The sequence below is a fragment of the Methylophilus flavus genome, assembly GCF_042678905.1.
GTDB lineage: Bacteria > Pseudomonadota > Gammaproteobacteria > Burkholderiales > Methylophilaceae > Methylophilus > Methylophilus flavus.
In genome coordinates, this window is record NZ_JBHTLN010000001.1 from 896,774 (window position 1) to 914,950 (window position 18,177).

The 18,177-nt window shown below is 49.1% G+C and carries 20 protein-coding genes; 5 read left to right on the forward strand and 15 right to left on the reverse strand.

Annotated features, from left to right (window positions below; genetic code table 11):
- Position 1 precedes the first annotated feature (1 nt).
- The 3 genes from ACFQ2T_RS04175 (at position 2) to ACFQ2T_RS04185 (ending at position 1,889) form a co-directional block, all read left to right on the forward strand.
- Positions 2 to 556 carry a TetR/AcrR family transcriptional regulator gene (locus ACFQ2T_RS04175; protein ID WP_379033890.1) on the forward strand — a complete coding sequence of 185 codons (555 nt, stop codon included), beginning with the start codon at positions 2 to 4 and terminating at the stop codon, positions 554 to 556.
- A 347-nt stretch (positions 557 to 903) separates the two neighbouring features.
- Entirely contained in the window at positions 904 to 1,647 is a 744-nt protein-coding gene (locus ACFQ2T_RS04180) for an SDR family oxidoreductase (protein WP_379030918.1), read from the forward strand.
- A complete protein-coding gene (locus tag ACFQ2T_RS04185; protein WP_379030921.1) occupies positions 1,641 to 1,889 on the forward strand; it encodes a DUF2798 domain-containing protein in 249 nt (82 codons plus the stop codon). Before ACFQ2T_RS04180 ends, ACFQ2T_RS04185 begins: the two co-directional genes overlap by 7 nt.
- 89 nt (positions 1,890 to 1,978) lie before the next feature.
- Here ACFQ2T_RS04185 and infA read toward each other — a convergent pair whose 3' ends face one another.
- From infA to ACFQ2T_RS04200, 3 genes are all read right to left on the reverse strand, one after another.
- Positions 1,979 to 2,215, reverse strand: a complete 237-nt coding sequence (gene infA, locus ACFQ2T_RS04190) for a translation initiation factor IF-1 (protein ID WP_055825931.1) — start codon at positions 2,213 to 2,215, stop codon at positions 1,979 to 1,981.
- 88 nt (positions 2,216 to 2,303) lie between these two features.
- Positions 2,304 to 2,510, reverse strand: coding sequence for a cold-shock protein (locus ACFQ2T_RS04195; protein WP_018985697.1), 207 nt, complete (start codon positions 2,508 to 2,510; stop codon positions 2,304 to 2,306).
- Positions 2,511 to 2,796: 286 nt separating this feature from the next.
- Positions 2,797 to 4,206 carry an aminotransferase-like domain-containing protein gene (locus ACFQ2T_RS04200; protein ID WP_379030926.1) on the reverse strand — a complete coding sequence of 470 codons (1,410 nt, stop codon included), beginning with the start codon at positions 4,204 to 4,206 and terminating at the stop codon, positions 2,797 to 2,799.
- A gap of 103 nt (positions 4,207 to 4,309) precedes the next feature.
- Here ACFQ2T_RS04200 and ACFQ2T_RS04205 point away from each other — a divergent pair, with 103 nt between their 5' ends.
- The gene (locus tag ACFQ2T_RS04205; RefSeq protein ID WP_379030928.1) at positions 4,310 to 4,513 is read left to right on the forward strand and encodes a hypothetical protein; all 204 of its coding nucleotides are present in this window, start codon (positions 4,310 to 4,312) and stop codon (positions 4,511 to 4,513) included.
- 20 nt (positions 4,514 to 4,533) lie between these two features.
- Positions 4,534 to 5,175, forward strand: coding sequence for an FMN-binding negative transcriptional regulator (locus ACFQ2T_RS04210; protein ID WP_379030931.1), 642 nt, complete (start codon positions 4,534 to 4,536; stop codon positions 5,173 to 5,175).
- Positions 5,176 to 5,299: 124 nt separating this feature from the next.
- Here the strand turns inward: ACFQ2T_RS04210 and ACFQ2T_RS04215 are convergent, their stop codons facing one another.
- The 12 genes from ACFQ2T_RS04215 to nuoE all read right to left on the reverse strand — a co-directional run bounded on the left by ACFQ2T_RS04215 (position 5,300) and on the right by nuoE (position 18,175).
- On the reverse strand, positions 5,300 to 5,833 hold the full coding sequence (locus ACFQ2T_RS04215) for a phosphatase PAP2 family protein (RefSeq protein ID WP_379030933.1): 534 nt from the start codon (positions 5,831 to 5,833) through the stop codon (positions 5,300 to 5,302).
- 136 nt (positions 5,834 to 5,969) lie between these two features.
- On the reverse strand, positions 5,970 to 6,251 hold the full coding sequence (locus ACFQ2T_RS04220; protein WP_379030936.1) for a DUF2818 family protein: 282 nt from the start codon (positions 6,249 to 6,251) through the stop codon (positions 5,970 to 5,972).
- Complete coding sequence (nuoN, locus tag ACFQ2T_RS04225) at positions 6,251 to 7,696, reverse strand: NADH-quinone oxidoreductase subunit NuoN (protein WP_379030939.1); 1,446 nt, start codon at positions 7,694 to 7,696, stop codon at positions 6,251 to 6,253. The genes ACFQ2T_RS04220 and nuoN overlap by 1 nt, the downstream gene beginning before the upstream one ends.
- A 16-nt stretch (positions 7,697 to 7,712) precedes the next feature.
- Positions 7,713 to 9,221: an NADH-quinone oxidoreductase subunit M gene (locus ACFQ2T_RS04230; protein WP_379030942.1), complete on the reverse strand. Its 1,509-nt coding sequence runs from the start codon at positions 9,219 to 9,221 to the stop codon at positions 7,713 to 7,715.
- Positions 9,221 to 11,311: an NADH-quinone oxidoreductase subunit L gene (gene nuoL, locus ACFQ2T_RS04235; protein WP_379030945.1), complete on the reverse strand. Its 2,091-nt coding sequence runs from the start codon at positions 11,309 to 11,311 to the stop codon at positions 9,221 to 9,223. Before nuoL ends, ACFQ2T_RS04230 begins: the two co-directional genes overlap by 1 nt.
- 5 nt (positions 11,312 to 11,316) lie before the next feature.
- Positions 11,317 to 11,622: an NADH-quinone oxidoreductase subunit NuoK gene (gene nuoK, locus ACFQ2T_RS04240; RefSeq protein WP_055825950.1), complete on the reverse strand. Its 306-nt coding sequence runs from the start codon at positions 11,620 to 11,622 to the stop codon at positions 11,317 to 11,319.
- Positions 11,623 to 11,624: 2 nt separating this feature from the next.
- Positions 11,625 to 12,260 (reverse strand): NADH-quinone oxidoreductase subunit J, encoded by a 636-nt coding sequence (locus ACFQ2T_RS04245; protein ID WP_379030948.1) that lies wholly within the window; start codon positions 12,258 to 12,260, stop codon positions 11,625 to 11,627.
- An 18-nt stretch (positions 12,261 to 12,278) separates the two neighbouring features.
- Positions 12,279 to 12,770 carry an NADH-quinone oxidoreductase subunit NuoI gene (nuoI, locus tag ACFQ2T_RS04250; RefSeq protein WP_379030951.1) on the reverse strand — a complete coding sequence of 164 codons (492 nt, stop codon included), beginning with the start codon at positions 12,768 to 12,770 and terminating at the stop codon, positions 12,279 to 12,281.
- A gap of 51 nt (positions 12,771 to 12,821) precedes the next feature.
- Positions 12,822 to 13,850 carry an NADH-quinone oxidoreductase subunit NuoH gene (gene nuoH, locus ACFQ2T_RS04255; RefSeq protein ID WP_379030954.1) on the reverse strand — a complete coding sequence of 343 codons (1,029 nt, stop codon included), beginning with the start codon at positions 13,848 to 13,850 and terminating at the stop codon, positions 12,822 to 12,824.
- Between the two features lies 1 nt (position 13,851).
- Entirely contained in the window at positions 13,852 to 16,284 is a 2,433-nt protein-coding gene (nuoG, locus tag ACFQ2T_RS04260; RefSeq protein ID WP_379030957.1) for an NADH-quinone oxidoreductase subunit NuoG, read from the reverse strand.
- A gap of 50 nt (positions 16,285 to 16,334) precedes the next feature.
- Entirely contained in the window at positions 16,335 to 17,684 is a 1,350-nt protein-coding gene (gene nuoF, locus ACFQ2T_RS04265; protein WP_379030960.1) for an NADH-quinone oxidoreductase subunit NuoF, read from the reverse strand.
- A gap of 11 nt (positions 17,685 to 17,695) precedes the next feature.
- The gene (gene nuoE, locus ACFQ2T_RS04270; protein ID WP_379030963.1) at positions 17,696 to 18,175 is read right to left on the reverse strand and encodes an NADH-quinone oxidoreductase subunit NuoE; all 480 of its coding nucleotides are present in this window, start codon (positions 18,173 to 18,175) and stop codon (positions 17,696 to 17,698) included.
- Positions 18,176 to 18,177 lie beyond the last annotated feature (2 nt).

Here is an 18,177-nt window from a genome sequence, read left to right on the forward strand (position 1 = left end):
GATGAACATGCGAGAGAAAATATTAACCATTGCCAGTAGCCTGTTTGATACCAGAGGCATACAAGCTTCAGGTGTTGATACCATCATCTTGGAAGCAGGCGTAGCCAAAGCCACGCTGTACAAGCACTTCCCCAGCAAGAACCTGTTGATTACGGCTTATTTGCGCGAAAAGTCGGACAAATTTTATGGCTGGCTGAATGCCCAGCTTGCTACAGGTAAAAGTGAATCGATTGAGTTGCTGATTCAACTATGTGAGTTACTGGAACAATGGATTACCCAGCCAGAATTTCATGGCTTGCCATTCCATATCGCTGCAGTAGAGTTTCCGGATCCTGAGCATCCGATTAACCAGTATTCAGCCGTTCTTTCTGTAGAGCTGCAAACCTATCTATGTAAAATTGCCCGCAATGCCGGTGCTAAAGACCCTGAAGCATTGGGTCAGCAATTAACCATTCTCTTTGAAGGTGCGGCATTGGTAGAACGACTTGCCCCGAACACCGGCGCGGCTACTCGTGCAAAATTAGCAGCGATTACCCTGGTGCATCACGCAACCTGATAACGTGAAGACACCAATGTGCTTACCTGGTGGCACATTGGTGTTTTTACAGTTTGTTTAGTGATCTCTGCAATTACTTCCTAGCTCGCTTTTATCACATCCGACCTCAGCTCATCTAGAATTAATCTCTAACCATTTAGATTTGGCTAGACATTCGAGTCTTTAAAAAAGACTGATTAGCTTTTCAATACCAAATGACTTTTCAAGCTGCACACCTCTAATTTTCGCAAAATATTAAATTATTTACCGATTGGTAATAAATATATTGACAAGTATAAACAGCTTCATTACTATTTATATACCGAATGGTAATTAAATTACAGAACAAATTTTAGAAGGAATTCAAGATGAGTACACCACAGCAACGCATTGCATTTATCACTGGCGCTAATCGCGGTATCGGCTTTGAAACTGCCAAGCAGTTAGGCGGACAAGGCATCAAAATTATTCTTGGTGCGCGTGATGAAGCCAAAGGCCTGGAATCCGTAGCGCAATTAAAAGCTGCCGGTATTGATGCGGAATATTTGCATTATGATGCGGCTTCAACGGACGCTCCTCAAACAGTAGCTGAAGCATTGCAATCACGCTTTGGGAAATTGGATATCCTGATTAACAATGCCGGGATATTGAAAGAAGAATTGATAGGCCAGAACAATACGTTAACCGTTGACCAGGACACCCTTAAAGCTACTTTTGATGCCAATTTTTTTGCAGTAGTGGCGTTAACTCAAGCCTTGCTGCCCTTGCTTCAAAAATCTCCAGCGGGCCGAATTGTTAACCTGTCCAGCATCCTGGCCTCACAAACACTACACAGTTCGCCAGACTCCCCTATTGAGGTTGCTAAAGGCCTCGCGTATAACGCCTCAAAAACAGCATTGAACATGTTTACCATACATTTGGCACATGCCCTAAAAAACACCCCCATTAAAGTCAATTCTGCGCACCCGGGCTGGGTGAAGACCGAACTGGGCGGACCCAATGCGCCAATGGAGATCAGTGACAGCTGGAAGACTTCAGTGAGGTTAGCTACACTGGACGATAACGGCCCTACCGGTGGTTACTTTCATGAGGACCAGGCTTTACCATGGTAAACAGTACAAACAAACGCGTGGCCTTCAAACGTAAATTGCTATTCGCAGCGCTGATGTCACTGGTAACTGTGAATATCGTGAGCATCTCTATCCTGCTTATTTATCACGTGCCCAGGGCATTGTTGTTTGCAAAATGGCTAACCAGCATCACAGTAGCTTGGCCGATCGTGTTTGTGAGTATTCTGATTGTTGCGCCGTGGTTATTACGGCTGACGGAATGGCTGGTGAAAGAGCATAAGTGACTTTGTTTCCTCTGCAGTAGAGGAAGCATTGGAGAGCGAGTCTGGCTGCCAGGAGTAGGCAGACCTGCTCGCTTAAACTGACGGGCAGGTTAGAAAGGCTTGCGTGGTTCCAGGTGACGGAAAATGATACGACCTTTATCCATATCATACGGAGACATTTCAATGGTGATCTTGTCGCCCGCCAGAATACGGATTTTATGTTTACGCATTTTGCCGCCAGTGTAAGCGATCAACTCATGACCGTTTTCCAGTTTCACACGATAGCGCGCATCCGGCAGAATCTCGGTGACTGCGCCCTGCATTTCAATTAACTCTTCTTTTGCCATTAAGCATCCTTTAACAATAAAAAAAGCCCGGAATTTCCGGGCCTTTTTCCGGTAGGCCGATTAATCAGCCTTGCGGACATGCATTGAATTATTCAATGATTTGAATATTTGCAGCTTGCTTACCTTTAGGGCCAGTAGCAACTTCAAAGCTCACGCGTTGGTTTTCTTTCAAAGTTTTGAAGCCTGCAGATTGAATCGCAGAGAAGTGTGCGAACAAATCTTCGCCGCCGTTGTCAGGAGTGATGAAGCCAAAACCTTTTGAGTCGTTAAACCATTTAACTGAACCTGTTACCATAATAAATCCTTGAATGAAAATTGATAATTCGGGCTATTGCCCATAACGAGGATCAAGATGGCGGGAAGTAACGATACACCAAAAGATAGAACCATAGAACAACGACACTACTTGAACTTCGTGAGGGCACACTATGCACGGAATATTCGAGATTGGCAACAAAAATTTGATAAACGTTTTAAAAATCAAAAAAATCATTAGATTTCAAGGCCTGCAGGACATAAAAGCAACTATTCAACATGCCTTTTTGACTGAAATATGGGTGATATCCAGCCATATTTTGTACTTAAAGCGAGCTCAATAATGCAAAAATCCTGGGCTCATCGCAATGCGCCACATTAAAGCGCAACCATGACGATGGCTCCTGATAAGGCCTGAATAAATTCCCCGGTGCCAGCATGATATTTTGTTTGGATGCCACAGTCGCCACTTCAGCAGCGTTACGTTCATCCGCAAGCTGCGCCCACACAAACATACCGCCAGCTGGTTCGGCATGAATATGTAAACCACAGGCTTCTAAATCCCGGATCACCTGCCCTCTCTTGATTTCCAGCAGTGTGCGTATTTTTTCAATGTGCTTGCGGTAACGCCCTTCGACCAGGATCTGGTACATGATGCGCTGATTGATTTCCGAGGTGGTCAGGCCTGTCAGCAATTTCAGGTCCAGCAAGCGCATCGCCAGCTCGCGATGGCATGCAATAAAACCAACCCGCATGCTGGCGGAAATGGTTTTGGAATAGCTGCTGACGTAAATGACACGATTCAGCTGATCCAGCGCGGCCAGTCGCGTCGCATGCTGCGAGTGAAAATCACCATAGATATCATCCTCCACAATATATAAGCCAAATTTTTCCGCCAGTTGTAGTAGCTGGTGGGCAATGGCTGCACTGGTACTGGTGCCGGTGGGGTTATGTAATACAGTATTGGTAAAGAAAAGCTTGGGTTTATAGGTTTCAAGATGCTGTTGCAGTACGGTGATATCCGGACCATTGACCAGGCGTGGTACGCCTATCAGCCTGGCACCCAGCGATTTCAGGTAGCCGAACAAGGTGTAATAGCCCGGATCATCTACCAGCACCACATCTCCGGGCTGGATAAACAACCTGGCCACCAGGTCAAGCCCGTGCGAGGCACCATTGGTCATGATGATCTGCTGCGTATCGGCACTGATGCCTATATCGGTAAGGTTCTTTTGAGACAATTGCTGGCGCAGAGGCAGGTAGCCGCTGACATCACCGTAAGCAGTTAAAAATGCACCGGACTTGCGTGACAGCTCATGCAAGCTCTTTTGAATGACTTTTTCATCCAGCCAATCACTTGGCAACCAGCCACAGCCTGGCCTCACCACATCGGGGACATCCCTGAAAGTATTATGCAATAACCACAACACATCATCTGCCCGTTCCAGAAAAGTTGCCTGTGGAGCAGTTTCTTCGGCTTTTGCCAGAGAAGCGACATAAAACCCCGAGCCGCGCCTTGAGAGCAAATACCCGAGTGCAACCAGCCTGTCGTAGGCATCGACTACGGTAAAGCGGCTGATGCCGTGCTGCACGGCGAAATCGCGGATAGAAGGCAAGCGCGTCCCTGCGCGCAGTACTCGCTGCTCCACTAATTGTTTGATGCCGGTCACGACTTGCTCAACCAGCGGGACGGACTCTAACGGATTCAATGTAATCAGTGCTTGCGTAACTGGCATGGTAAAAGACCCTGTACAGTGCTTTTGATTGTTCTTTAAATTGTACCTGTAGTGTACATGCTATCGCCGTTATGATGCGACCATTATTACGGAAGACCCCAATATGAAATATCTCATCATCAGTGTCGTGGTGACGACGACTTTACTCATGCATGTGCCAGATATGCCTTTTGATTCAGCGGTGACTGCAAATGCACAACAAAGTGAGGCATGCCTAAAAAATCTCTCTGCAGGCACTCCGTGTAGTGATAGTACGCAGGCACAGCAGAAATTGGTGCTGGTCAGGGGCCAGCTTCTTCCGCTTTAGTCCTATGAGTAACATTAGCAATGTATATTCCAAAAAACTTTTCCGAAACTGATCATGCGACCTTACATGCGGCGATACGTGCTTATCCGCTCGCAACACTGGTATCCCATGTATCAGGCAGCGATCTGGATGCCAACCATTTGCCATTGCACTTTACCCGGCAAGAGTATGGATCAGGTATTTTAAGCGGCCATATCGCCAGAGCCAACCCACTAGGTAGAGCAATCAATGGTGGTGAAGAAGTGCTGGCCATTTTTCATGGTCCCAATGCTTATATTGCCCCTTCCTGGTACGCAAGCAAAGCACGCACAGGCATGGTGGTCCCCACATGGAATTATGTGGTTGTGCATGCATCTGGTAAATTGAAAGTGATGGATGATGCCGAATGGCTGCGCGCGCACCTTGAAATGTTGACTGCGGAGCACGAGGCCGGACTTGAAAAGCCGTGGCAAATGGCAGATGCGCCACCTTCGTTTATTGATCAGCTGATACAGGCAGTTGTGGGAATTGAAATAGAGATCACGCACTTAAGCGGTAAATACAAGGTTAGCCAGAACCAGCCTGTTGAAAACCAGCTGGGCGTGATACAAGGACTGCGTGAGAGCGGTCGTGAACAAGACCAGGAAATGGCGTCTGTCATTGCCCGTATCAATCATTTGTAAACGCTATATTTGGACTATCAAACTATCGTAGTCGGCGATAGAACCAAGATGCAGTCAAGTTTGAAATTGTCATGAACACATAAAAAGCGGATGCCACTGCATCCGTTTTTTATGAAAAGCCAGCTTAAAACAGCGGTGAATACAGGGCCACCAACAGATACCCTATCCCGGCACCGGCCAACACATCACTTGGGTAATGTAGTCCTAGCACCACCCGTGACATACCGACCAATACCACAAAGGGATAAATAATAGGAAATAGCTGCGGATAATGCTGCACGGCGACCATGCCGAATGCCACAGCGTGCAGCGTATGACCCGACGGGAAACTGAAATAGTCCAGAGGTGTACCGCTGAGTAATACATCCTGGCGCACCTGGAATGGCCTTGGGCGGCTGGTTCTATGCTTTAACCATTTATAGACTAAAGTGCCGGTGAGGCCAACAGTGAGCATTTGCAGGCAGACATATAAACCGTGTTGCCCTTGCGTCACAGCAATCACCAGCATCAGCAGATACCAGAACATGCCGTCGCCCATGCGCGAGATAGCGCGGAAAAAATGACGTATGAGTCTATATTGGCCGGTATGGCTGACTTTGACACACAACCGGCTATCCACAGCCTGCACCCATCCCAACGTTTGTTGTAGTTTTAGCATCTCAGGTCCTTTCCGGGGCTAACCTCGGTGCTGCTGGGGTTAGCCGACTACTTAGGTGATCGTAGTCTGACTGAGATGCTTGAAACTATCGTGAAGGATTCGTGAAGTTAATGTGACTCGGCTATATAGTCAGGAACTACTTCCACAACACGCGGTAGACAAAGCCAGGGAACGAAAATACCAGGAACAGGCAGACGGTAATACTGTAAAACTCCCAGCCCTGAGGCCAGACCTGGCCCATGACCAGCTGCTCAACAAAATAGGCGATCACCAGCGTGATAAAGTAAGCTGGCAACAGCACTGCAAAGCGTTGCCATAATTGGGTGATATGACCGGCAATGCCCAGCCATTTATCCGAGATCCAGCCCAGATTGGCCATGAATAACATCAATACCAGATATAAAAGCTTGGTTAGCATTATTGCAGGCTCATCAACAGGCTGCGTCCACAGACGCTAAGCAGAATTTCAGGGAACAAGCCCAGACCTAGCAATGCCAGCGAATGTACGCTCAGCATAAAACGCATATCTACCGGGGCAGTCAGTGGTGAGTTATCTACCGGCGCATCAAAATACATTTTACGTACGATATTCAGGTAGTAGAAAGCACCAATCACTGCCATCAATACTGCCAGCACCACCTGCCAGGTAAACCCGGCCTGCCATGCAGCCTGCAACACGGTGAACTTGGCATAGAAACCAATGGTAGGCGGAATACCGGCCATACTGAACATAATGATCAGCATCAGGAAAGCGAACCACGGATGCCGCTGATTCAAGCCTTTCAGGTCATCAATTTCTTCTGCCTCAAACCCTTGGCGACTCAACAACAGGATAATGCCGAAACCGGCAATCGAGGTCAGTACATAAGTGCTGATATAGAAAAAGCTGGAGGCAAAGCCGTTGGCGTTCGCGCTCATCATGCCGAACAGGATAAAGCCGACATGCGAGATGGTGGAATACGCCAGCATGCGCTTGAGGTTGGTTTGTACGATGGCACTGAAGTTACCAATGATGATGGACAGGATCGCCATCAGCATCAACATATCCTGCCAGTCTTGCGCCAGCGGATGCAGGCCTTGCACCAGCAAGCGCACCGTCATCGCAAATGCTGCCAGTTTGGGCACGGAGCCGATCAACAACGTCATCGGTGTTGGCGAACCCTGATACACATCCGGCACCCACATCTGGAAAGGCACAGCACCAAATTTAAAGGCGATGCCAGAGACCAGGAACACCAAACCCATGATCAATACCGGGCTCTTGTTTTGCTGCAGGATGCTGTTAGCAATGTCACTGACATCCAGGCTACCTGTCATGCCGTAGATCATGCTCATGCCATACAACAACATGCCTGATGCCAGTGCACCCAGCACGAAGTACTTCATGGCGGCTTCGGAAGCTTTAGGATTGTCGCGGTCGAAGGCCACCAGTGAATACAGGCACAGTGAAAGTAATTCAAGCCCGATATAGATAAGCAGCAGGTTATGACCTGACACCATGATCATCATGCCCAGCAAACCAAACAGCACCATGGCGTAAAACTCACCACGGTAGAGATTGCGGTCTTGCAGGTATTTACGACTGTAGACAAAGATCAATGACGTGCCCAGATACATCATCATCTTGATCACGTCTGACAGCGTATCGTCGATAAACATGTGCGAGAAGGCAAAGCCGACCGCAGGGGTATGGGTTTTAAACGTAAAGAATGCCGCTGCAAACAGTGTGAACTGGCTCAGGCCATAAATAATGGAGCGGTTTTGCGGCAGGATAAATAAATCCAGCAGCAAAATAAACATGGCCATGCCCAGTAATACCAGTTCCGGCAACAGGGCGAGCAAATCGAATTGCATATTATCCATTTTCTAACATCCTGCCTTAATAGCCTGTGACCGGCAATTTGGAAATCGCCATGTGTTTCAGGAATTCGCTACTGGTCGCCTGCATGACTTCAGTAATCGGTTGTGGATACAGACCAAAGCCAATCACTAAAATAGCCAGAATACCGAGGATCAGGAATTCGCGTTTATTCAAATCTGTCAGTTCAGCTACATGGTGGTTGGTAACATCGCCGAAAAACACCCGCTTGGTCATCCACAAGGTATAGGCTGCGCCAAAAATCAGTGTGGTGGCAGCCGCGAAACCTACCCAGAAATTAAACTTCACGGCGGCCAGGATCACCATAAACTCACCGACAAAGCCTGAGGTACCGGGCAGGCCACTGTTCGCCATGGCAAACAGCACCGCGAATCCGGCAAATACCGGCATCTTATTGGCAACACCGCCATAGGCTGAAATCTCACGGCTGTGCACGCGGTCATACAGCACACCCACACTCAGGAACATGGCAGAAGAGATAAAGCCGTGCGAGATCATCTGCATCACCGCCCCTTCCAGCGCCAGCTGGCCGAACATAAAGAAACCCAGTGTCACAAAGCCCATGTGCGAGATAGAAGAGTAAGCGATCAGTTTCTTCATATCGGTTTGCACCAAAGCGACCAAAGCAATGTAGACCACAGCGATCAATGACAGCACAATCATGGCGGTACTAAAGTAATGTGAAGCATCCGGCGCAATCGGCATGGCAAAACGCAGGAAACTATAACCACCCAGTTTCAGCGCAATCGCTGCCAGCACCACGGAACCGCCGGTAGGTGCTTCCACGTGTGCATCCGGCAACCATGTATGTACCGGCCACATCGGGATCTTCACGGCAAAGGCCATAAAGAAGGCGATAAAGATATAAATCTGTGCCTGCATACTCAATGGCAGCAAGTAGTAATCAGCCAGTTCAAAACTGCCGGTCTGGTGATACAGATGGATAAATGCCACCAGCATCAACAAGGACCCAAGCAAGGTATACAGGAAAAACTTGACCGTGGCATACACACGGTTAGGCCCGCCCCAGATACCGATCACCAGGAACATGGGAATCAGCATCGCCTCCCAGAACACGTAGTAGAGAATCGCATCAAGCGAAGTGAACACGCCTATCATGATGCCGCTCATGATGAGAAACGCCGCCATATATTGCGCGACATGTTTGGTAATCACTTCCCAGCCTGCCAGTACCACAATCACGGTAGTAAAGCTGGTCAGAAGCACCAAGGGCATGGAGAAGCCATCGATGCCAAGGTGATAGTGCATATTAAAAGCCGGGATCCATGGCAATAACTCTTCAAACTGGAAGAAGCCATCCTGAACGTCAAACAGCGTATACAGCGGAATGGTGACCAGGAAACTGGCCAGGCTACCCGCCAGCGCCAGCCAGCGCGTCAGTGTCGCCTTATGGTCGCCCCCGAGCAGCAATACCAGCACACCGGAGAATACCGGTAGCCAGATGGCCAGACTTAACCATGAAATACTTGTGAGGTCGGCTTGCATCATTAATTGATTTTTATAAAGAAAGTCATGAGAAGGAATACGCCTATGATCATTGCAAAAGCGTAGTGATAAATTAAGCCTGATTGCACATTACGTAATCTGGCAGCAATCTTGCCCATGGTCCTGGCGGTGCCATTGACCATGGCGCCATCAATCAGGGTGATATCACCAAACTTCCATAGCAAGCGCCCCAGGTAACGTGAGCCACCGGCAAAGAACTTCTCGTTAAAGCTGTCGAAACCGTATTTGTTATCCAGTATGCGGTAAATCAGGTTGAAGCGCTGTTTGATCGCAGCAGGAATATCAGGGCGTTTCATGTAGAAGAACCATGACAGCAACACGCCAGAAGCAGCAAGGATAAACGGCAGGCTGGCAAAACCATGAATCGCCATACCGGCCGGGCTATGCATAAACTCATGGTAATGATGTGCCAGATGCTCCATTGCAGGATGTGTTTCAGCATTGACAAAAATCACGTTTTTGAAAAACTCGCCAAACACCATTGGTTCCAAGGCAAAATAGCCAATCACCAAAGATGGAATCGCCAGCAAGATCAAAGGCAGAGTCACTACCCAGCCTGGCTCATGCGGATTGTCATTCGGGCCTAAGCCGTGGTGATGCGCATCATCGTGGGCATGGTCGTCATCATGGTGCGCTTCAGCATGCTCATCGTGCGCATCAGGGCCATGTGCACCATAACTCTGGTCGGCATGTGCATGCGATGCAACGCGCCACTTCTCCTCGCCATGAAAGACCAGAAAATATAAACGGAAAGAATAAAACGCAGTGACAAATACACCGACGATCACGGCAAAGTAGGCAAAGCCACTACCGGGGATATGTGATAACTCCACTGCCTCAATAATGCTGTCTTTGGAATAAAAACCGGAGAAGAAAGGTGTACCTATCAAGGCCAGCGAACCTATCAGCGAAGTGATCCAGGTAATCGGCAGGTATTTTTTCAGGTTACCCATATTACGGATATCCTGGTCGTGGTGCATACCCATAATCACTGAACCCGCGCCCAGGAATAACAATGCCTTGAAGAAGGCGTGTGTCATCAGGTGGAAAATCGCCACTGAATAAGCTGAAGCGCCAAGCGCGACTGTCATATAACCCAGCTGTGACAGGGTGGAATAAGCCACCACACGTTTAATGTCGTTCTGGATAATGCCGAGAAAGCCCATAAACAAGGCAGTAATGGCGCCTATCACCATCACTGTAGATAAGGCAGTGGTTGATAATTCATACAGCGGCGACATACGCGCCACCATAAAAATACCGGCGGTCACCATGGTTGCCGCGTGAATCAGGGCCGAGATTGGTGTCGGGCCTTCCATGGAATCCGGCAGCCAGACATGCAATGGCACTTGCGCCGATTTACCCATCGCACCAACAAACAATAGCAGGCAAGTCACCGTCATCAAGGACCAGGAACAGCTTCCCAGAATATTCACCTGTGTTTCTGCTAATGAAGGCGCACGCTCAAATACAGTAGCGTAATCCAGGCTACCGAAGTAATACAGCACCATACCTATGCCCAGCAGGAAACCAAAGTCGCCTACCCGGTTAACCAGGAAAGCCTTCAGGTTGGCATAAATCGCCGTGGGTCTCGTAAACCAGAAACCGATCAGCAGGTAAGACACCAGACCTACTGCTTCCCAGCCGAAAAACAGCTGCATGAAGTTGTTACTCATCACCAGCATCAGCATGGAGAAAGTAAACAGGGAGATATAGCTGAAGAAGCGGCTGTAGCCAGGGTCTTCATGCATATAACCAATCGTGTATATATGTACCATTAATGACACGAAAGTCACTACTACCATCATCATGGCACTCAGGTTATCGATCAGGAAACCGACTTCAAAATGGATGTCGCCTGAATTCAACCATGTGTAGACCGATTCATTCAGGGTAAAACCGTCCAGTGTTTGGTTAAGTATGCTGACAGAAAGCGCAAACGCAGCGCCAACACCGGCAATGGTAATAACATGCGCAGCCCAGCGTGGCAGGAAGTTACGGAATAAGCCGACGATTGCCGCTGCCAGTAATGGCAGTATCGGGATCAATATCAGGATTTGTTTTATTGTCATTACACTTAACCTTTTAACTGATCCAGATCGTCAACATTGATGGTATGCAGATTGCGGAACAGCACGACCAGGATGGCAAGGCCTATCGCTGATTCAGCGGCCGCCACTGTCAGTATGAAAAACACAAATACCTGGCCGGCAATATCGTTGAGGTAATGGGAGAAGGCAATGAAATTCAGGTTCACCGCCAGCAGCATCAGCTCAATCGCCATGAGTAGAATGATCACGTTTTTACGGTTAAGGAAAATACCAATCACGCTGATGGCAAACATCAACGCACCTAAAATCAGGTAATGAGACAAACCGACCATGATTATTTTTTCTCCTCTTTAGCCGGTGCTGGTACAGGTTCTGGTGGTTCTACCTCAGCTGGCATGGAAACAATACGCAGCCTGTCGTTACGCTTCACTTTGACCTGTTCGGATGGGTTCATGGATTTATTATCCTTGCGCTCACGCAGCGTAAGCACAATGGCGGCAATCATGGCGACCAGCAGCACAACAGCCGCCAGTTCAAACGGTAACAGATAGTCTGTATACAGCACTTTGCCCAAGGCAGCGGTGTTACTGTAATTAGCAGGCAACTCTACTGCCTGGCTGGGTTGCAGGTTTTTATCCGCCAGCACCAGTGTCATTTCCACCACCATCAGCAGACCAATCAAACCCGCCATGGGCAGGTATTCCCAAAACCCTTCGCGCAGCTTGTCCAGATTGATATCCAGCATCATGACCACAAACAGGAACAGCACCATCACTGCGCCCACATAGACCAGTATCAGCGCAATGGCGAGGAACTCCGCTTCCAGCAACAGCCAGATACCGGCTGCCGTGAAGAACGCCAACACAAGAAATAAGGCAGCATGTACCGGGTTACGGGTGGTAATCACGCGGATGCCGGAAAACAACAGGATGGCTGCCAGCACATAAAAAACTACATCGGTAAATATCATGGATTTTCCTGTCCGCGCCTAGCGATACGCTTTGTCCTGGGTACGATCAGCAGCGATTTCCGCCTCATATTTATCGCCCACTTCCAGCAACATTTCTTTGGTATATAACAAGTCACCACGCTGCTCGCCGTGGTAATCAAAAATACGCGTCTCAACAATACTGTCTACCGGGCAGGACTCTTCACAAAAACCACAGAAAATACACTTGGTCAGGTCAATATCGTAACGGGTAGTCCGGCGGCTGCCATCTTCACGCTGGTCAGATTCGATGGTGATCGCCATCGCCGGGCACACTGCTTCGCACAATTTGCAGGCGATGCAACGCTCTTCACCATTAGGGTAACGGCGCAAGGCATGCAGGCCACGGAAACGGTTCGATTGCGGCGTGCGCTCTTCAGGGTATTGGATAGTGATTTTCTTGGCAAAGAAATAGCGTCCTGTCAGGGCCATGCCTTTCAGCATTTCCCATAACATCAAACTGCCTAATGTATTTTTAATCGCGTTCAACATGGTAAGGTTTCTGTTATCCCTGTATGTGCATTGTCCAAAGTTTGAAATTCATTAATGGAACAAATAAGCCCACTGCGTTTGCATCATGGCGGCTACCACGACTATCCATACCAGCGTGATTGGAATAAACACTTTCCAGCCCAGGCGCATGATCTGGTCATAGCGGTAACGCGGGAAAGTCGCGCGGAACCATAAAAACATAAACAACAGGAAAGCGACTTTTGCCAGCAGCCACAAAATGCTATCCGGCAAGAACGGCACGGGTGACAACCAGCCGCCCAGGAACATCAAGGCGGCCAGCATGGACACCAAAATCATGTTGGCATATTCCGCCAGGAAGAACACCGCGAATGCCATGCCGGAATATTCCACATGGAAACCGGCCACAATCTCGGACTCACCTTCTGCCACATCAAACGGTGCGCGGTTAGTCTCGGCGACGGCACTGATGAAGTACACGATAAACAGCGGGAACAATGGAATAAAGTACCAGTGCCAGAAACCGCCCTCCTGTCCCATCACGATTTTGCCCAGGTTAAGGGAGTTGGCACACATCAGCACGCCAACCAGGGTGAAACCCATGGCGATTTCATAAGAAACGATTTGTGCGGCTGAACGTAGAGAGCCCAGGAATGCATATTTGGAGTTGGATGCCCAACCGGCAATGATCACGCCATAGACAGCCACAGAGGTCATGGCCAGGATATACAGCAATCCTGCGTCGATATTGGCTAATACCAGCGTTGCATCAAATGGAATCACCGCCCAGGCAGCAAATGCCGGGGCAATGGTTAAAATCGGGCCAATAAAAAACAGCACTTTATTGGAGGCGGTGGGAAGGATGATTTCTTTAAACAACAGTTTTAAGGCATCGGCTACCGGTTGCAACAAACCAAACGGGCCGACACGGTTAGGCCCTATGCGCACCTGCATGTAACCAATCACCTTACGCTCAAAATAAGTCAGGTAAGCGACGCAAATCATTAATGGCAGCACGATGGCAACAATTTTTGCCAGTGTCCATGTCACCATTTGCACATCTGGCCAGTAGGATCCAAATAATTCAGAGAAGAATTGCATGTTATGCCATCTCGGTCAGTTGTTTTTCGTAAATCGCGACTTGCTCGACCGCCGCTTTTTCAATGGTGATATCACCCATCAGGTCACCCAGGCCAACAGTCAACGGGTGTGCAGCTGCGACACGTACGCAGCCTTTGGCCACATGGTTATCCAGGCGCACTTTCAATACCGCACTGCCTTTATCCTGGCGTGCCACCACAATATCGCCATCCTGCAAGCCTAATTCAGCCAGCTGGTCGCCATGCATACGCGCCATGGGACGAATGTTGTATTTGGTTTTTTGCAGAGGATTGGAACGACGCACAATCGGGTCAAACTCATATTGCGGCACCTCACCGATGCGTTGCAAACCCAATTTCTTGATATTGACCTGAATTTCAACCAGTTCTTTCAGGTTGTTGTTCAGGCTACGCCAAACCACAGTCGAAGGCTTCTCGCCATTGAAGACTGCATTTTTCACTTCTTCCGAACTGTTGTAGTCAAATCCTGGCAGCCCCAAGGTATTGGCCAATACACGTAAGACTTTCCAGCCAGGACGGCATTCGCCTAATGGACGCGTGACTGCCTGAAAGCTTTGTACGCGGCCTTCCATACTCATAAAAGTACCCGAGGTTTCTGTAAAAGGCGCAATCGGCAACAGGATATCGGCATTTTCCAGAGCCGAAGACTTGTACGCGGTTAATGCCACCACGCACTCGGCTTTCGCCATGGCATCATTTGCTAATGCAGCGTGCTGGCAATCCAGTTCCGGTTCGATATTCAATAACAGGTAAGCCTTGCGCGGTACCTCCAGCATGGCACGCGCATGCATGCCGGTGGCTGCAGGCATTACCCCTATCATATGCATGCCTGTGCTATTGGCAGCCGGTGGCAAAATGCCACCCTTCGCACCACTGATACCGCCAATCGCTTCCGCCATGCTGTACATCTCGGTAAAGCGTGGGTCACTCAGTGCCATATTGCCGAGGAAAATACCGACTTTAGGCGCAATCAGGATGAGGTCTTCGCGGATACCGGCCAGGCTTTCCGCAATTTTTTGCGTATTTGGACGTACCTTGATCTCTTCAAGTAATTGATTCAAAGCCGGAGGCAGGCACAACGAGAGTTTTTGCAGGCCGGACATGCCTTTTAAAATCTGGCCAAGCACGTTCACCATATCGTTAGGACGCACGATCACTTTGTGTGCGATATCCATCAACGGATCGTTATCAAGTGGGCTGACGATACTCAGTTCGGCGCCATTGGCAACGGCCTTGCGGATACGCTGTGCCAGCAACGGGTGCTCGTTACGGATATTGGACCCGATGAGCAGAATACGGTCCAGCTCTTCGATTTCCTGGATATTGCAGCCCATCCAGGGCGTACCAGTACGTTTTCCATCCAGGCGGAAGTCAGTCTGGCGCAAACGGTAATCTACATTGCCACAACCCAGGCCATCGGCCAGTTGCTTGATCAGGTAACCTTCTTCCATGGTGCTGTTTGGTGAAACCAGCACACCCAGTGCTTCACCACCGTATTGCTTGGTGATATCTTTCAGTTGGCCAGCCGCAAATTCCAGTGCGGTTTTCCAGTCAGTCTCCTGCCATTGCCCGTTGTGCTTGATCATAGGCACTTTCAGGCGGTCCGGGCTATTCAGGCCTTCGTAGGAGAAACGGTCACGGTCAGACAGCCAGCATTCGTTGATCGATTCTTTTTCACGCGGCAATATGCGCATGACTTTGTTATCTTTGACATGCACTTCAACATGCGAACCCAGGCCATCGTGCGGTGCAATCGAAGGACGGCGTACCAGCTCCCAGCTGCGCGCCGAATAGCGGAATGGCTTGCTGGTCAGCGCACCGACCGGGCATAAATCAATAATGTTGCCACTGAGTTCGGAGTTAACGGATTGATCAACATACGCAGTAATTTCAGCATGTTCGCCACGATTCACAAGGCCAAGCTCCTGCATGCCACCGACTTCCTTGAGGAAGCGCACGCAACGGGTACACTGGATGCAACGCGTCATATCGGTGCTGACCAGCGGGCCTATATTCTTGTTGAATACCACGCGTTTTTCTTCGGTGTAACGTGAACCTGAAGCACCATAAGCCACCGCGATATCCTGCAAATCACACTCGCCACCCTGGTCACAGATCGGGCAATCCAGCGGGTGGTTGATCAGCAGAAATTCCATCACGCTCTTTTGTGCTTCGACCGAAGCTTTGCTGCGAGTGAAAATCTTCATGCCATCCGCCACTGGCGTGGCGCAGGCTGGCAGCGGCTTATTAAACTTTTCAACCTGCACCAGGCACATACGGCAGTTGGCGGCGACCGACAGTTTCTTGTGATAGCAGAACCGCGGGATGGCAATGCCAACCGCATCCGCAGCATCAATAATGGTGCTGCCGTGTTCGACCTCTAGTGGTTTGCCGTCAATTTCGATATTTAACATGTCTGCTATCTCTAAAATTTATTTGTTGAGCTGGTCTCAAAAATAGATTTTTATTTACCGTCTATCATGGATTTACCATGCTGGATGTAATACTCAAACTCGGGGCGAAAATGCTTGATAAAGCTCAACACCGGGGTTGCCGCTGCATCGCCAAGCGCACAAATGGTGCGGCCGGAAATGTTATTGCTTAAATCAGTCAACAGATCCAGGTCTTCCATCTTGCCTTTGCCATTCACGATACGCTCGATGATGCGGTAAACCCAGCCGGTACCTTCACGGCATGGTGTACATTGACCACAACTTTCTTCGTAGAAGAAATAGCTCAGGCGCTTGAGTGTTTTCACCATGCAGGTGGTTTCATCCATCACAATCATGGAACCCGCACCCAGGCTGGAACCGGCTTTACTCAGGCCATCGTAATCCATAGTGGCATTTTCAATCGCGCTCGCTGGCATCACTGCAGTAGAAGGGCCGCCAGGGATGACCGCTTTAAGCTGGCGGCCTTTCCAGATACCGCCCGCCATTTCCAGCAGGTCTTTAAAAGGCGTGCCCATTTTTATTTCGTAATTGCCAGGTTTTTCAACATGGCCTGATACCGAGAACAGCTTGCTGCCGCCGGAGTTAGGCACTCCCAGATCGGCAAATGCCTGGCCGCCATGCTGCATAATCCACGGGATTGAGGTATAGCTTTCGGTATTGTTGACGTTAGTTGGTTTGCCAAATACACCATAACTGGCTGGAAATGGTGGCTTGAAACGTGGCTGGCCTTTTTTGCCTTCGATGGATTCAATCAGCGCGGTTTCTTCGCCACAGATATAGGCGCCGTAACCATGGACGGCGTACAAATCAAAACTGAAGTTGGTATCAAACAGGTTTTCACCGAGATAGCCCGCTTCGCGCGCTTCTGCCAGTGCGGCTTCAAATATCTCGTAATCCTGCCAGATCTCACCGTGAATATAGTTATATCCGACGCGTGCGCCCAGTGTATAAGCCGCAATCGCCATACCTTCAATCAATTGATGTGGGTTATAGCGGATAATGTCGCGGTCTTTAAATGTGCCTGGCTCACCCTCATCGGAATTACATACCAGGTATTTGGTGCCATCGTAATAACGCGGCATAAAGCTCCACTTCAGGCCAGTGGGGAAACCAGCACCCCCACGTCCGCGCAAGTTGGAGACTTTGATCTGGCTGATGATTTCCGGCGCTTTGGTTTTTTCTGCTACCAGTCGCTTGAGCTGAACATAACCGCCCAGTTTTTCATACGTGGCAAGTGAAGCAGGATTTTCTTCTGTCAGCGTACGTAAGGTCACCAGGGTTTGCCCGGCCAGATCCGTTTTCACCACAGGTGCCTGATGAGCTGTAGTCTGCTTGATTGAGGTAGTTGAAGTATTTGCCATTAACAGTTCCTTCAGCCCTTGTTTAGCTCATTGATGAGCGCGTCCACTTTTTCAGTGGTCAAAAATTCATGCATCTGGCTATTATTCACATGCAGCAATGGCGCGCCACCACAACAGCCCATACACTCGCCTTCTTTCAAACAGAACTTGCCATCGGCGGTGACCTCATTAAAGCCAACACCTAGTTTGTGTTGCAGGTGTTCCACAATTTCATCCGAGCCACGTAGCATGCAGGAGATATTGGTACAAATGGTGATCTTGTGTTCGCCGACCGGTTCCAGGTCATACATATTGTAGAAAGTGGCCACTTCCAGTGCCGCAATTTCCGGGATGCGCAAATATTTTGCCACCTCTGAAATACTTTCCTTGGATAACCAGCCACGCTCCATTTGCACAATGCGCAATGCGGACATTACTGCCGCCTGGCGCCTGTCTTTAGGATACTTGGACAGTTCGTATTCAATCTTCTCAATAGATGCTGCACTTAACATGC

Coding starts and splice junctions, on each gene's coding strand:
- ACFQ2T_RS04220 (WP_379030936.1), bottom strand. CDS start 6,251: ATGCTAACCAAGCTTTTATATCTGGTATTGATGTTATTCATGGCCAAT.
- ACFQ2T_RS04185 (WP_379030921.1), top strand. CDS start 1,641: ATGGTAAACAGTACAAACAAACGCGTGGCCTTCAAACGTAAATTGCTA.
- ACFQ2T_RS04210 (WP_379030931.1), top strand. CDS start 4,534: ATGTATATTCCAAAAAACTTTTCCGAAACTGATCATGCGACCTTACAT.
- nuoI (WP_379030951.1), bottom strand. CDS start 12,770: ATGTTGAACGCGATTAAAAATACATTAGGCAGTTTGATGTTATGGGAA.
- ACFQ2T_RS04180 (WP_379030918.1), top strand. CDS start 904: ATGAGTACACCACAGCAACGCATTGCATTTATCACTGGCGCTAATCGC.
- nuoH (WP_379030954.1), bottom strand. CDS start 13,850: ATGCAATTCTTCTCTGAATTATTTGGATCCTACTGGCCAGATGTGCAA.
- ACFQ2T_RS04215 (WP_379030933.1), bottom strand. CDS start 5,833: ATGCTAAAACTACAACAAACGTTGGGATGGGTGCAGGCTGTGGATAGC.
- ACFQ2T_RS04200 (WP_379030926.1), bottom strand. CDS start 4,206: ATGCCAGTTACGCAAGCACTGATTACATTGAATCCGTTAGAGTCCGTC.
- nuoE (WP_379030963.1), bottom strand. CDS start 18,175: ATGTTAAGTGCAGCATCTATTGAGAAGATTGAATACGAACTGTCCAAG.
- ACFQ2T_RS04175 (WP_379033890.1), top strand. CDS start 2: ATGAACATGCGAGAGAAAATATTAACCATTGCCAGTAGCCTGTTTGAT.
- ACFQ2T_RS04230 (WP_379030942.1), bottom strand. CDS start 9,221: ATGATGCAAGCCGACCTCACAAGTATTTCATGGTTAAGTCTGGCCATC.
- infA (WP_055825931.1), bottom strand. CDS start 2,215: ATGGCAAAAGAAGAGTTAATTGAAATGCAGGGCGCAGTCACCGAGATT.
- nuoL (WP_379030945.1), bottom strand. CDS start 11,311: ATGACAATAAAACAAATCCTGATATTGATCCCGATACTGCCATTACTG.
- ACFQ2T_RS04195 (WP_018985697.1), bottom strand. CDS start 2,510: ATGGTAACAGGTTCAGTTAAATGGTTTAACGACTCAAAAGGTTTTGGC.
- nuoK (WP_055825950.1), bottom strand. CDS start 11,622: ATGGTCGGTTTGTCTCATTACCTGATTTTAGGTGCGTTGATGTTTGCC.
- nuoN (WP_379030939.1), bottom strand. CDS start 7,696: ATGGATAATATGCAATTCGATTTGCTCGCCCTGTTGCCGGAACTGGTA.
- ACFQ2T_RS04245 (WP_379030948.1), bottom strand. CDS start 12,260: ATGATATTTACCGATGTAGTTTTTTATGTGCTGGCAGCCATCCTGTTG.
- ACFQ2T_RS04205 (WP_379030928.1), top strand. CDS start 4,310: ATGAAATATCTCATCATCAGTGTCGTGGTGACGACGACTTTACTCATG.
- nuoF (WP_379030960.1), bottom strand. CDS start 17,684: ATGGCAAATACTTCAACTACCTCAATCAAGCAGACTACAGCTCATCAG.
- nuoG (WP_379030957.1), bottom strand. CDS start 16,284: ATGTTAAATATCGAAATTGACGGCAAACCACTAGAGGTCGAACACGGC.